This is a genomic window from Pleurocapsa sp. PCC 7319, from assembly GCF_000332195.1.
GTDB lineage: Bacteria > Cyanobacteriota > Cyanobacteriia > Cyanobacteriales > Xenococcaceae > Waterburya.
The window spans coordinates 2,379,447-2,393,053 of record NZ_KB235922.1 but is presented as its reverse complement, the minus strand read 5'-3'; the positions used below and the strand labels follow the sequence as shown (position 1 = coordinate 2,393,053).

At 38.4% G+C, this 13,607-nt stretch carries 13 protein-coding genes and 1 pseudogene; 6 read left to right on the top strand and 8 right to left on the bottom strand.

Annotation, left to right across the window (positions count from 1 at the left end; genetic code table 11):
- Positions 1-73 precede the first annotated feature (73 nt).
- The 3 genes from PLEUR7319_RS0114700 to PLEUR7319_RS0114690 are packed head-to-tail and all read right to left on the bottom strand — an operon-like array spanning position 74 to position 2,484.
- Entirely contained in the window at positions 74-343 is a 270-nt protein-coding gene (locus PLEUR7319_RS0114700; protein WP_019505988.1) for a MoaD/ThiS family protein, read from the bottom strand.
- 32 nt (positions 344-375) lie between these two features.
- Positions 376-1,335: a GTPase Era gene (gene era, locus PLEUR7319_RS0114695; protein WP_019505987.1), complete on the bottom strand. Its 960-nt coding sequence runs from the start codon at positions 1,333-1,335 to the stop codon at positions 376-378.
- Between the two features lie 27 nt (positions 1,336-1,362).
- A complete protein-coding gene (locus PLEUR7319_RS0114690; protein WP_019505986.1) occupies positions 1,363-2,484 on the bottom strand; it encodes a succinylglutamate desuccinylase/aspartoacylase family protein in 1,122 nt (373 codons plus the stop codon).
- 337 nt (positions 2,485-2,821) lie between these two features.
- Between PLEUR7319_RS0114690 and PLEUR7319_RS0114685 the strand changes: the two genes are divergently transcribed.
- Both PLEUR7319_RS0114685 and PLEUR7319_RS38160 read left to right on the top strand, forming a co-directional pair.
- Positions 2,822-3,367, top strand: coding sequence for a COP23 domain-containing protein (locus PLEUR7319_RS0114685; RefSeq protein WP_019505985.1), 546 nt, complete (start codon positions 2,822-2,824; stop codon positions 3,365-3,367).
- A gap of 252 nt (positions 3,368-3,619) precedes the next feature.
- The gene (locus PLEUR7319_RS38160) at positions 3,620-5,347 is read left to right on the top strand and encodes a trypsin-like peptidase domain-containing protein (RefSeq protein ID WP_144054311.1); all 1,728 of its coding nucleotides are present in this window, start codon (positions 3,620-3,622) and stop codon (positions 5,345-5,347) included.
- Between the two features lie 118 nt (positions 5,348-5,465).
- Here the strand turns inward: PLEUR7319_RS38160 and PLEUR7319_RS0114675 are convergent, their stop codons facing one another.
- Together PLEUR7319_RS0114675 and PLEUR7319_RS0114670 are read right to left on the bottom strand one after the other, a co-directional pair.
- Positions 5,466-6,785: a cell wall metabolism sensor histidine kinase WalK gene (locus tag PLEUR7319_RS0114675; protein WP_026102530.1), complete on the bottom strand. Its 1,320-nt coding sequence runs from the start codon at positions 6,783-6,785 to the stop codon at positions 5,466-5,468.
- Positions 6,786-6,788: 3 nt separating this feature from the next.
- Positions 6,789-7,475: a response regulator transcription factor gene (locus PLEUR7319_RS0114670; RefSeq protein ID WP_019505982.1), complete on the bottom strand. Its 687-nt coding sequence runs from the start codon at positions 7,473-7,475 to the stop codon at positions 6,789-6,791.
- Between the two features lie 266 nt (positions 7,476-7,741).
- On the opposite strand from PLEUR7319_RS0114670, the gene msrA reads away from it, so the two are divergent.
- The 4 genes and pseudogenes from msrA (at position 7,742) to PLEUR7319_RS0114655 (ending at position 10,603) form a co-directional block, all read left to right on the top strand.
- Positions 7,742-8,401, top strand: coding sequence for a peptide-methionine (S)-S-oxide reductase MsrA (gene msrA, locus PLEUR7319_RS0114665; protein ID WP_019505981.1), 660 nt, complete (start codon positions 7,742-7,744; stop codon positions 8,399-8,401).
- A 149-nt stretch (positions 8,402-8,550) separates the two neighbouring features.
- A pseudogene (locus tag PLEUR7319_RS39450) lies at positions 8,551-8,682 on the top strand (transposase); the annotation flags it as partial.
- 806 nt (positions 8,683-9,488) lie between these two features.
- Entirely contained in the window at positions 9,489-9,629 is a 141-nt protein-coding gene (locus PLEUR7319_RS41310) for a hypothetical protein (protein WP_019505980.1), read from the top strand.
- Between the two features lie 23 nt (positions 9,630-9,652).
- The gene (locus PLEUR7319_RS0114655) at positions 9,653-10,603 is read left to right on the top strand and encodes a succinylglutamate desuccinylase/aspartoacylase family protein (protein WP_019505979.1); all 951 of its coding nucleotides are present in this window, start codon (positions 9,653-9,655) and stop codon (positions 10,601-10,603) included.
- 15 nt (positions 10,604-10,618) lie between these two features.
- Here the strand turns inward: PLEUR7319_RS0114655 and PLEUR7319_RS0114650 are convergent, their stop codons facing one another.
- The 3 genes from PLEUR7319_RS0114650 to PLEUR7319_RS0114640 are packed head-to-tail and all read right to left on the bottom strand — an operon-like array spanning position 10,619 to position 13,180.
- A complete protein-coding gene (locus PLEUR7319_RS0114650) occupies positions 10,619-11,023 on the bottom strand; it encodes a biopolymer transporter ExbD (RefSeq protein ID WP_019505978.1) in 405 nt (134 codons plus the stop codon).
- Entirely contained in the window at positions 11,010-11,660 is a 651-nt protein-coding gene (locus PLEUR7319_RS0114645; RefSeq protein ID WP_019505977.1) for a MotA/TolQ/ExbB proton channel family protein, read from the bottom strand. Before PLEUR7319_RS0114645 ends, PLEUR7319_RS0114650 begins: the two co-directional genes overlap by 14 nt.
- A gap of 44 nt (positions 11,661-11,704) precedes the next feature.
- Positions 11,705-13,180, bottom strand: coding sequence for an energy transducer TonB (locus PLEUR7319_RS0114640; protein ID WP_019505976.1), 1,476 nt, complete (start codon positions 13,178-13,180; stop codon positions 11,705-11,707).
- Between the last annotated feature and the right edge of the window lie 427 nt (positions 13,181-13,607).

Below are 13,607 nucleotides of genomic sequence, written 5' to 3'. Positions count from 1 at the left end.
CTAACACAAATAAATCGCGTCTACTCCTAACCCCAGTAAGGGCAAACGGCTGTTCGCCCCTACCAATTCTGAACTATCCACCACTAACGGGAGGAATTAAGACAACTTCATCTCCATCCTGAAGCTGTGTGTCCGATGAGACAAACTTTAAATTAACACCAAAACGAGTAACTTCTTGCCATTTAGCCAACTGAGGCTTTTGCTCAATTAAAGACTGCAAAACATTATTTACCGTAGACTGTGGAAGAAGAACTAAATCTAGCTCAGGTGTATCAAAAACCTCTTGATAAATCGCAAATAATTTAACTTTAACTTGAATAGTTTTAATAGTTGATTCAACCATTACTGATTACTGATTACTGATTACTTAATTACCTACTCTTCAACTTGATAACCAAACTCAGCAAGCCTAATTCGAGATTGTCGCCATTGGGGTTCAACTTTGACAAATAATTCTAAGTAAACCCCTCCAGAAATTAGCTTTTGAATTTGTTTACGTGCTGCTGTACCAATAGTTTTTAACATACTACCTTTCTTGCCGATGATAATACCTTTTTGGGAACTGCGCTCAATATTGATTGCAGCATTGATTTTGGTGATTTTTGGCGTTTCCTCCATTTTTTCAATTGTAATTGCTACGGAATGAGGAATCTCTTGACGAGTATGTAACAAAATTTGCTCTCTAATTAATTCGGCAATAATAAAGCGTTCAGGCTGATCGGTAACTAAATCGGGAGGATAATAATAAGGGCCTGATTCGAGATTTTCGATTAACGCTTGTTGTAGCTGCTCTGTCCCTACACCAGTAGTAGCTGAAAACTTAACTGTTGACCAATCAGTATCGGCAATTAAATCGGCATAGCTATCATCAATAAATTGATAATTTTTAGGCTGCAAATCTACTTTATTTAACCCTAGTATTACAGGGACAGAAAGATGTTTTAAAATATTAAAAATAAAGTGATCGCCTGTGCCAGCATCCGTAGAACTATCGACGACAAATAAGACTAAATCTACTGACTTGATAGCTGTCTTGGCATTTTGAACTAAAAGTTTTCCTAGTTCATGGTGGGGCTTGTGAATACCAGGAGTGTCAACAAAAATAATTTGGGCTTCTGAAGTTGTTAAAATGCCCTGTAGACGATTACGAGTAGTTTGGGCAACAGGGGAAGTGATGGCAATTTTTTGACCAATCAAATGATTCATTAAAGTGGATTTACCCACATTAGGTCTACCGACAATGGCAACAAAACCTGACTTAAACCCTTCTGGGGCAATAGGAACTATAGCAGATTGATTATTGACACTTAATTCTTGTAATTCTTGCGAGTCCATAAATTATTACGATTAAATAATAGCTAGTTAACAATCCAAAATATCCATAACATATTCACCCTGATTAACACATTGATTGGCAGAAATATCAAACACTATTCCGTTATTTTCGGCACAGATATTAATTATTTCTGGTATTTGCCCTTGTTTATTAAAACTCAAAAGCTGATAGATTTGAGTGCCTACATTAACTTTAGTTTTTAAGGGTAATCTCGATTGAATCATACCACCGGTGGGGGCATAATAGCTTTTGATTTTATCCCTGGGAACTAGAGTTATAGCTGTCGTTGCAATTGGCTCAGGTATGGATAAAATCTTTTTATAGGCTAAGTAGTTTTTAATCCCAGCAAATCCTCTAGCAACTGAAGTAGGATTCATAACCATTCCTGTACCTAATTCTAGCGTCCAAGATTCGATATCAAATTTAATTTCTTTACCTAAGCTAGCTAACTCTTTTTCTAAAGCTAACCAAGGTTTTAAAAAAGCCTCGTCAAAAGCATCGCCATCATATTCATTCATCAAAATGCCATATTCTAGTAATAGATATTTGGCACTAATAATTCTTTCCTTAAAGCAAAATGTAAAGTCGATCCCTTGATTACTAGAACTATGAATATCAATTACATAATTTGCATCTAAACATAATGACTGTAATTGATAACGATATTGCCGACTAAGAGGCACACTACTGGGTCGATTGATAGCATCTAGTTCTTCTTGCCAAGCTTGCTTAATTTTAGCCAGATAATTACTCCGAATTGTTTTTGGATCATGATCAATCTGCGTTTGGGCAAACTCAGTCAAATCTTTTGCTTCTTTCTCATAATCCCAGAAAATACGATTCCAGTTTTTACCATCGTAACTATTAAATCTACCTGTGGAAAAAAAATGCGATCGCTGATTTACTCCTAGAGGATTACATACCGGTACCAACCATATTTCTCCCTGTAATTGAGAGTCATCTAAAGTGGTTAAAAACTCAATTAACTGCTGGATCACAGCATTTCCCACTATTTCTGCACCGTGTAAATTAGCTTGGATATAAGCCTTTTTTCCAGGTTGCTTACCTCTAAACTTATATAGTTGCAAAGATAAGACATCACCAGAAGCTAATTTAAATAAATCTATGCTGGAAATACTGGGAATCATAATCAAAAAATTCGAAGTCAGCAAGCAGTATCGCAGAGATTTAATATAGCAGCTAATTAAGCCGAAATGCTGACTGTTTATTTACTAACTGCAATTGCTGCATTCTAGCTATTGAATTAAGCGATATTTATTGTAGAAAGTTATCTAATTTAATTTTGTTGCCTAATTGCATTTTAAAATTATATGTAACGTATAAAAACATATAAATAAAATTTAGATAAAAACTGGCATTTTGAAACATTTATTATTTTTTTAGCACTACAATTGTATTAGAGCAACTTATTATTTAATTTATATCTTTAAAAATATAATCACCTTTTTCAGTGGAGTAATGACGATGAAATTCAACTTATTAGCTCAAACCATTATTGGACTGAGTGTAGTTGTCAGTTCGATCGCTGCTAGAGCAGAATCTAGCTATGCTCAAGATCGTTTCTATTGTGACGGCAATCAAATTGCTACCACAGTTCAAACCGAAAGAGGTGCAATTCCTCTGATTAGATGGACAGATCGTTCCTTTCCGCCTCCATTTACTCCTGAACAACGTTGCCAAATTGTATCAGATAGATTCCAAAAATTTGATAATAACGGGACATTAAAATATATCAAGGCAGATACCCTCAATAACTTGCCTGTTCTATGTGTAGCAGCTTATAAAGGTGGTTCTTGCTTACCTGATGGACTATTAGTAACTTTAAAACCAGGTACAGATGCCAATCAAACTCTACTCAGAATCTTAGACCGTCGTGTCTGGGCAGCAAGTGGTCCAATCCCACTTAATAGCCAAAGTAATGATCCAGAAACCTTAATTTCTGAAGTAAACGGAGAAACCTATGTCAATATGGAAATGTTTCTTAACTGGAGTGACCCAACTCAGCCCTAGTTACTTAATGTTTTCTTGGTAACTGAGTAAATTGACATCATTCACAGCAACTATGTCAAGGAGAATAAATCTACTAGTACTATTGTATGGAAGTAGCAGTAGCAAGTAGCAAGCAATATATTGTGGGATTTTTCGCTTTATAGTGAGTTTATTTCGGTCCATGTCTAATAGTGACTGGTGACTTCTTACTTGATTAAACTATTGATATTAAACTTCAAATATTTAATTACTTTAATTACTTTTTATCGACTAATGAATTTTCCTCAAAAACTAGCTACCTTAATGGTTGGTTTATCCCTTATAGTTTTGCCCTTACAATCCACTAGGGTTATGAGCGAGGCTTTAGATCAAAATGAGATTCGTAATCGAGCAAAAAGTATTACTGTCAAAATTGTGGAATCTAATTCTTCTAGTAATGGTTCTGGGGTCATTTTTAATCGTCAAAATAATGTCTATTCTGTTTTAACTAATCAACATGTAGTTGGTCATAATGGAAATTATCAAATTCATACTCCTGACGGGCAAAAACACGCTATCACCAATAAAGAAGAAATTCCTGGTTTAGATCTTATGGTTGTACAGTTTAAAAGTAATAATGATTACCAAACTGCTCCCATGGGAGACTCGGAAGAAATCGCCCCTCTACAGCAAGTCTATGTATCTGGTTTTCCTGCTATCCAAGCAGATTTAGATATTGTGGATGGCAGAATTAGAAGTATTAGACAGGACGTTTTGAAAAATCCGCAAAAACAATTAGGTTATGCCTTAATTTATACTAACCAAACTCTTCCTGGCAGTAGTGGTGGTGCCGTCCTCGATGATCAAGGTCGTTTAGTGGGGATTAATGGCGAGGCAGAAAGAGATATTAGGAGTGGCAGAGATATTAGTCGAGGAATTCCCATTAATTTATTTATTTCTTTATCTATTAACTATCCACCTGGAGAAGCACCCGAAGAGGAAACACCCGAAGAGGAAGAACCTGAAGAAGAAATATCTGAAGAAGAAATATCTGAAGAAGAACCACCTGAAGCCGAAGTTGACCCAGAACCAGAGGAACAGATTGCTTATGTTCCGCAAGTCACAGGAAATTCTAATTACTCACTGGCATATAACCTGGCAAAACATCAAGATGAAATTAAAAGTGTCTCAATTACTCCTAACGGACAAACTGTTGTAACTGGCGGCAGAGATCGCGAAATCAAAGTATGGAATGCACTATCGGGGAGTTTGGAACAGACGATACCTGCTCATGATGAAGAGATTAAAAGTGTAGCCATTAGTGCTAATGGCAATGTCATTGTCAGTGCGGGGAGCGATCGCAAGATTAAAATTTGGAACCGCAGAACAGGGCAGTTAGAACGAACCCTAGAAGGTCATGAAGATGTTGTTAACAGCATCGCTCTCAGTTTAAACGGAGATACCATTGTTAGCGGTAGCGACGATCATAAAATTAAAATTTGGAACCGCAGGACAGGACAGTTAGAACGAACCTTAGAAGGTCATGAAGATGTCGTTAATACTGTGGCGATTAGTGCTGATGGAAATACTATTGTTAGCGGTAGTCAAGATACCAAAGTAAAAGTTTGGAGTTGGCGTACTTGGGAATTAAAGCAGACTCTGGAAGGTCATGAAGAAGAAATTCGGACGGTGGCAGTTAGTCCAAATGGGAACACCATTGTTAGTGGTGGCGACGACCATACCATTAGAGTTTGGGATGCTGCGGGCAATCTTAAACATACTCTGCGAGGTCATACGGACAACATCCATGGCTTAGTCGTTAGTACTGATGGACAAACCATCATTAGCGGTAGTCGCGATCGCAGTATCAAAACTTGGAATATCGCCACGGGAGCATTAGAACAAAGCCTCAAAACTGATCACTCTGACATTATTAACAGTATTGCTGCTAGTGCTGGCGAACAGGTAGTCATTAGCGGGAACAGAGATAGAACCTTAGCAATTTGGTATTTGAAACAGTAATTGTAGCCGTACAAAGTTGTATTAGGACAAGTTTATTTGATTGTTCGTAAGTAATGAGTAATGAGTAATGAGTGTCCTAGTGTAAGTCCGTATTGCTATAAAAATTATGACTTAAAATTTATGACTTTCCAGATTGTGTTTTTGAAGATTTTTTGCTGTCTAAAACTGGAATACGAACTATAAAGCAACTACCAATATTAAGCTCACTAGTGACGATAATCTTGCCACCATGTCGTTTAGCGATCGCCTTGGAGATTGCTAAGCCCAGACCTGTGCCACCTTGGCGACGAGAGCGAGCTTTGTTAGCCCGCCAAAAACGATCAAATACTTTAGAAATTTGGTCAGGGGCAATACCGATACCAGTATCACGAACACTAACCATTGCATAACGATTTTGTTTATATAAATCTAGACTTACTCGACCTTCCTCGGGAGTATATTGCAAAGCATTTTCTAAAAGATTAGAAAATAAACGCGAAAGCTGGGCTGTATCTCCCATAATCTTAATTTCATTCCGAAATTTAGACTGAAAGACGATCTTTTTCTCATTTGCTAAGGGTTCTAAGAGGACAAAACAGTTTTGCAGAATCTGGTTGAGGGAAATTGGCGTCAGCTTACGGGCTTCTACAGGCATACTGGGATCCGCATCGGTGCGAGCTAAAAACAGCAAATCCTCTAAAGTCTGATTCATTTGCAAGCTAGCACCAGCGATCGCCTCTAGTTTTTTGGCATCTTTGGGATGAACTCGCTCAGGATGATTACGCATTATATCTACCGAGGCTTTAATTGCCGTTAAGGGACTGCGTAATTCATGAGAAGCATCGGCAGTAAACTGTTTAAGCTGTAAAAAACTAGCTTCAATTGGTTCGATGGCCTTCTGGGTCAGCCAAAAACCACCTAAGCCAATTAAAATCAGGGTTAGCAACCCACCAATCACTAAAATCCAAAATAGTTGTTCTTCAGCTTCTTCTATTTCTCTACTAGACTGAGTAGCTCGAATAAAACCAACTAGAGAAGGCGGTCCTGCTTGACCACTATTACGAATAAATACCGATAGAGTATGGGTCCTAAATATTGCCCCCGTTTTCGGCTGTTCGATGATTGCTGGTCCTACTTCTGGAGGAGCATCCAGGTGAATTACTCCTTTTCTACCAAGTAATTTGCCGTTATCATCAAACCATTCTAAGCTTTGTTGATCTCGATTAAAAATATCACGCCAAGGAACTTCTTCTACCTGATTGAGAAACTTGTTACCACGATCTCTTACAGCTGTAAAAGAAGGAGTTGCTGATTGAGCTAGGGTCAGCAATCTTTTATCTAGTTGCCGATACAGGTTACGTCGAAATACGACATATACTCCTGTGCCGAAAATACTCAGTATAGCTGCCATCACTATTAGATAAGATAGTAACAGTCGCGATCGCACACCTTGAAACATATTTTATACTTGTTGAGGTTCTTCTTTGAGACGATAGCCCAAACCATAGACAGTTTCGATCAGGTCATGAGGTGCGCCAGCAGCTTCTAGTTTTTGTCTTAATCCCCTAATATGCGCTTTGACAGTTGCCTCTTCAGGTACTTGCTCAAAAGACCATAAATGCTCCAGGATTTGAGCGCGACTAAACACACGGCGACCGTTGCGCAAGAAAAACTCTAATAACTTGTATTCTTTGGGACTTAAAGGTAGGATTTCGTCTTGATAAAAAACTTCGCAACTACTGGGATCTAAGCGTAATTTTTCCCAGGTCAACACAGGGGGTAAACTACCTGCACCCCGACGAAGTAAGGCACGGATACGAGCCGATAGTTCATCTAGTTCAAATGGTTTAACCAGATAATCATCTGCCCCCGCATCTAATCCTTCAATTTTGTTGTCTAAAGTGTCCTTGGCAGTCAACATCAAGATGGGAATATCACAACCTCTCTTACGAAGCCTTTGGCAGAGGGTAATTCCATCCATCTCTGGTAGCATGACATCTAGTAAAATTAGGTCATAGGAAAAGACATCTAATAAATCCCAGGCACTTTGTCCATCGTAAACAGCTTCAACAGCATAATGTATGTCTGATAAGTATTCAACTACAGCGTCGCTGATCCGCTCATCATCTTCTACTACTAAAATTTTCATAAATCTTTCCCAACAAAACTAGTTAACTTAAAACTCGTAAATATAGCTGCACTCTGGCTATAGTATCGTATGAAAGTGAAGAACAACAATCAAGCCTTTGGTTCTGCTGCATTCAAGTCAAAAATATGTATTTAAATACTTACTCCGATTAAGCTCTAGAATATCAGCAAAGTTGAGGGCGACTCAAAAACAAGCTAAAAAGTAAATGATTCTTCTATGATGAAGATAGCGTAAAAAAAATTAACATAAATTAGATAACAGTTTTTATGGGACTATTCAGTTTAGGAAAAAAAGCCACAATTCCTGCTCCAGAAGAGGCACTGCCAGGGCGTAGTCAGTCTATGCCCGTACCAGACAAGCATCATGTAAATGGCAATCCCCTTACACCTCCTTTTCCCGACAACATGGAAAAAGCCATATTTGGTTTAGGGTGTTTTTGGGGAGCAGAAAGGAAATTCTGGCAGCAGGAAGGAGTTTATACTACCGCAGTTGGCTACGCAGGGGGACATACTCCTAATCCTACTTATAAAGAAGTCTGTAGTGGCATGACAGGTCATAACGAAGTCGTATTAGTTGTCTACGATCCTGACAAAATCAGCTATGAAGAATTACTGAAAGTATTTTGGGAAAGTCACGATCCGACCCAGGGAATGCGTCAGGGCAATGACAGAGGAACTCAGTATCGTTCTGGCATCTATACTTATACCCCAGAGCAAAAACAATTAGCAGAGTCTTCTAAAGAAGCTTATCAGCAAGAATTAAACCAAGCGAATTACGGTACTATAACCACAGAAATTCTTGATGCACCAGAATTTTATTATGCTGAGGATTATCATCAGCAATACCTCAGCAAAGTACCTAACGGCTACTGTGGATTGGGTGGTACTGGTGTTACATGTCCTGTTGGCTTAAAAAAACCAGTATAATCAAGACGACCCAAAAAATACTTTGGTTTAGCAATAACCTATCTTTGTATAGAGATTTGTTATATGTGTCTTATTGATTTTTATCTTTGATCTCACAACGAAGATCAACTACTTGTTATTAAAGCCCGTATTGTAATTGATGCGGGCTTTTGACAAGAAAAAATCAATCGAACTCTAGGAATAAAGCTAGAAGACTAGTAGCCAGAGCGCACGAAAAGATAAGTAACGCTCGAATTGATTTTTTACACAAACTTTCTCGTAAATTAGTAAACAAAAACCAACGTTATAGATAGAGACATCAATGCTGCTAGAAATTGCAGATATGAAGGCTTAAGACTTATTTTTCAGGTAGTCCTAAAGATGTAAGGATGAATTGTAGTGATATATGAAATACCATGTATCTACAATATGATTTTCTAATTTTTGAGAAAAATATTCTCGCACTAAAAAGTCGAAAAATAACGCTGCTTGAACTATATTTTTGGAGCTTAGTTATATAATTCAGCTATTTTTAACTGGTCGAATTATTTTGTGCTGTTTTTTTTAGTCTAAACCACGGTAAATTACTTAAGCCAATGTAACTTTGCTATACTCAGCATAAGTACATAAAAATTCATACTTATACTTGCTAAAAAATATAGCTATATCAAAAATTAAGTGGTATAATCCGTTACACTACAGGAGAAAATCGGACTATCCTGTATTAGTACCATGTAGTTTGGTACTTTACAGTTCGTGGGACTCCAGAGGTGTCAGTAGTAGTTGCTGATGCCTTTTTCTTATTTATTCTTGATGTTGTATCTATAACATTACAAAAATTGAGCAAACATATCTTCAGTCATTTAACTTAATTTTCCTAAGTAATTCAGCTTATAGTCAATGACTCAAATCACGTAAGAGAAAGACAAATGTTGCGCAATAAGTTTTTAGTCACTTTGAACACTAAAAATATAAATAGTTTTAGATCAAATACAGTTTTTAAGCTGATGAAAATAGCAATTTTGTCGCAAAACTCTGCTCTTTATTCCACCAGGCGTTTTAGAGAGGTGGGAAAAGAACAAGGATTCGTCTCCTGGATTAGAGGGAATTGAAAAAAACTACAGGAATTAACGTCGCTAGCAAAATTATCGATTTTGTTGCCAAAAATGCCATGCAAGCAGACAATAGCGATTACCCTTCGGGCTTGCACTCGAATGGGTGTACATTTGACGATCGCATTAAATTTTAGTTAGCTGTAAGGTTTAAAATCAGGTGACAGATAATACCCTCGAAATTGCCAAGGAAATAATTTCACCAGGGCAATTACGCCGTTTTGAAATTCCTGTCAGTCGTTTGGCTACCCAGACTTTAGTATCTCTTCCTGTTACCGTAGTTAATGGTATTGAACCAGGACCCAAATTGTGGTTAAGTGCAGCTATTCATGGTGATGAAATAAATGGCGTAGAAATCATTGCACAGATACTTGCCAGAATAAACCCACAAAAGTTAAGGGGAACAGTTATTGCTGTTTCGATCGTTAATGTATTTGGCTTTATTGAACAATCGCGTTATCTTCCTGACAGGAGGGATTTAAACCGTTCTTTTCCTGGTTCCAAAGGGGGGTCCCTCGCTTCTCGATTAGCTAATTTATTTATGCAAGAAATTGTTGCTCACAGCACTCACGGTATCGATCTTCATACGGCTGCAGTTCACCGCATTAATTTGCCTCAGATTCGTACCAACCTAGAAGATGAAATAACCTACAATTTTGCTAAGGCATTTGGCGCACCTATAATGTTCCACGCCAGTACTAGAGACGGTTCTCTACGTCATGCTGCTACGAAGAAAGGTATTCCGGTCTTACTCTACGAAGCAGGAGAAGCCCTACGTTTTGATCCTTTGGCGATTAAAGTTGGTGTGGAAGGTATTTTACGAGCTATGAATTACTTAGAGATGTATCAAGATGAGCTGATATCTCAAGTTCCTGCTTCTCTGGAAACACGTAAAAGTAAATGGATTAGAGCATCATGTGGTGGAATTTTTCATCTTGAAGTCAATTTAGGAGAACAAGTTTACCAAAAACAAGAATTGGGCTTTATCACCAATGCTTTTGGCGAAGATCGGGTTATAGTCCGCGCTTCCGTTAATGGCATGGTCATTAGTCATATTCAAAATCCTCTAGTCAATCGAGGAGATGCGATTGTACATCTTGCAGTTATCTAAATTGAACCTCTTAGATCATTGTTTTTTCTTAGCTGCGATCGCCAGTTGTACTTGGGGAATTTGGCGTAATTGGTCAATTACATCAACTACTTGACCATGTTCTACAGTTTTATCGGCATTGACGATCACAGTTGTTGATGATTCGTTTTTGAGCATTTCTTCTATTTGTGCTTTTAACTCCTCAAGTTGTGCGGGTTGACTATTGATAGTTAACTTCCCTTGACTATCTAAGCTAACTGTTATTGGTTGCGACTTTTGCAGTTGGGCAGTTTTAGCACGGGGAAGATTGACAGATAAACCTTCAGAGCGAGTTAGATATAGGCTGGAGACCAAGAAAAATACCAAGATCGCGAAGATCACATCGATCATTGGCAAAATATTGATTCTGGGGGGTAAATCTGGTTCTTCAGGTAAGCGCATCGTAAACTCCAGGCTGTTCATGTTTGTCGAGATGTATAAGTTCCAGTTGTCCGCCAACTTCTTGAATCTGGGCAATTTGTTGTAAATATAGCCCCCGAAAAATACTAGCAAAAAAGAGAGTGGCGATCGCAATAATTAAGCCCGCAGCAGTAGAAGTCAAAGCCTCTCCAATGCCACCAGTGACTCCTGTAGCCTGGGATGATTCTATATCTCCCAATTTCAATGAAGATAACGAGGTAATCAAGCCTAGAACTGTACCTAATAAACCAAGTAGGGGTGAGACACTAATCACGGTCTCAAAGGAATTACTAAACCGCTTCAGGATTGGTATTTCGGCTTGAGCAGCACTTTCTAAGGCTAGCTTAAATTTCTGTGGTGTTGATCTTTCTAAAGATAAAGCAACCAAAAATATACGGGCTATGGGCAAGTTACGATGACGTTTTAACATCATGTTTGCTGCTTGAGCATCATCTTGATAGAGATTTAGCAGTTGCTTAGTTACTTTGCCTTGCTGACGAGATATTCTCAGCCAAAAAAGCGATCGCTCTAAGATCATCGCTAGAGAGAAGATTGAAAGTCCTAGGAGTGGAAACATCACCACTCCCCCACTTTTAAAAAGTTGTAATATTGTTTCCATAAATTATGAGCAAATGATTTTGATCGAGTAATTAATCACGCATTTTAATAGATATAGATATTAAAACTAAATTCAACTTCCAAATCTTCCAAAGGAAAACCAGCAGGCAGAGGATCGAAAGGAGCAGCGTTCTGCACCGCTTCTAGGGATTCGCGATCGACTCTTTGTGATCCAGAGCTTTTCGTAACCCTAAGTCCAGTAATTTGACCATTTTGTTCAATCGCAAAAGTCAAAAAAGTAGTATATTCTTCAACTGCAAAAGAAGGTTGCCAATTGCGCTTTACCCTTCTTTTGATCTCTGCAAAGTATTCGCTTAGATCGATATCTTTGAGGGCATTTAACTGAGAGGGGTTGAGAACACTTTTATGTGTCAAAGCTTCAGGGCTAAAAAAGGCATCTCCTCCACCATTAGCAATAGTTCGCTTATAATCTCCTCCCAGCAAACTGGCTGCATCTGAGTTCGATGGATTAGCTTGCTCTGTAGATGTTGAAGTCTGAGGAGGAGGAGCTTGATTTGACTCAGGAATTGGCTCACTAGGTTGTATTTTGGCAGGTAAACGAGTAGCAACTTGGGAATTTTCCTCTGGTTGATTAGGCTGGCTAGTAGGAGCGGGTTCTGGTTTTGATTCTGGAGCTGTTGAATCTAAATCTGTTCGCTCTGAAGGCTGATTTTCAGGTGGAGATTTGGTTGGTTCAGTTTGAGGTTGAACTTCTGGGAGCGGCTTAGAAGGTTTAGTCGGTTTGGGAAGTACTGGAGGAAGGGTCGCTAATGGTTTAGTCGGTTGTTTAGAGGGGGTGGGTTCTGGTTTTGATGCTGGTGCACCTGAATCAGACCCTGTTAGCAGAGAAGGCTGATTTTCAGGAGTAGATTTAGGTAATTCAGTTTTAGGTTGAGTATCTGGGTTAGGTTTAAGAGGTTTGATCGGTTTATCAAGTGTTTGAGGTGTTGGAGATAGGGGAGCTATTTGAGGTAATTCTGAAATTGGTTCAGCAGGTTTTACTGGTTTAGAAACTGTAGGGTTTATAGGAGAAGATGTGGCTATCTTACTTGGTTCTGGGGTTGGTTTAGGAGGTTTGAGTAGCTGAGGAGGCGGGGAAGTTGGGGGAGAAGGTGTAACTATTTTGGGAGCTTGAGTAGGAACTTCTGGCGGTATTGATGTTGAACTTGCCTGAGTTGGGTTGGGGGAATTTTCGTCACCAATTTCTTCAGATGCAGCCGTTTTCTCTGGCTTAATGCTTTGTTTGGCAACTGAATTTTCTGTAGCTCGTTTCTGAGTTTCTGGCGGTGGTTGTTCGGTAGATTCTTCAGGAGGAACAACTATAAACTCAATTGGTTTACTTTCATTTTTATCTTTGGTAACAGGTTGAACACGTTTATAGATATCAAAAATAAACAATCCTAAGCTATGAACTAATAAAGAAACCAAGATAAACAAGATCAGATGGCTACGACGAAATTCATGCTGACTAACAGCAGAGGCTTCTTGATCGCGCTGACTTTGTTGTTTAGCATTGATCATTGCTCAAATCCACTTACCGAAACCGTTAATAATCTGAGTAATTTTACTCGCATCTAACCCTAACAAATTTAGTCAGTTACTTTATGAGTTTTTGTTAAGACATATTTGGTTAAATTTAGGAAAATTCTAATTATATTTGATGTTGACTAGCATACTCTGGGAATAGTCCCGGTGACTGTTTACCTTAAAAAGCTATAAGCTCTAAGCCTTAAGCTTTAAGCTCTAAAGTTTACGCTTTGTAAACGGCTAACAGCTTATAGCTATCGGGTTTAATGCCCCCAGCAAACGAAGTTTGGTGGTCTACAATTAGGAGAGGTTAAAGCCTCTTATAATTGGCTTACAGCTTACAGCTTATAGCTGCGGCTCTGCCGCTTTACTTAGTCCCAAAGTTAAAGGAGTTAAAGTTAAAAAAGAAAACGATAAAATA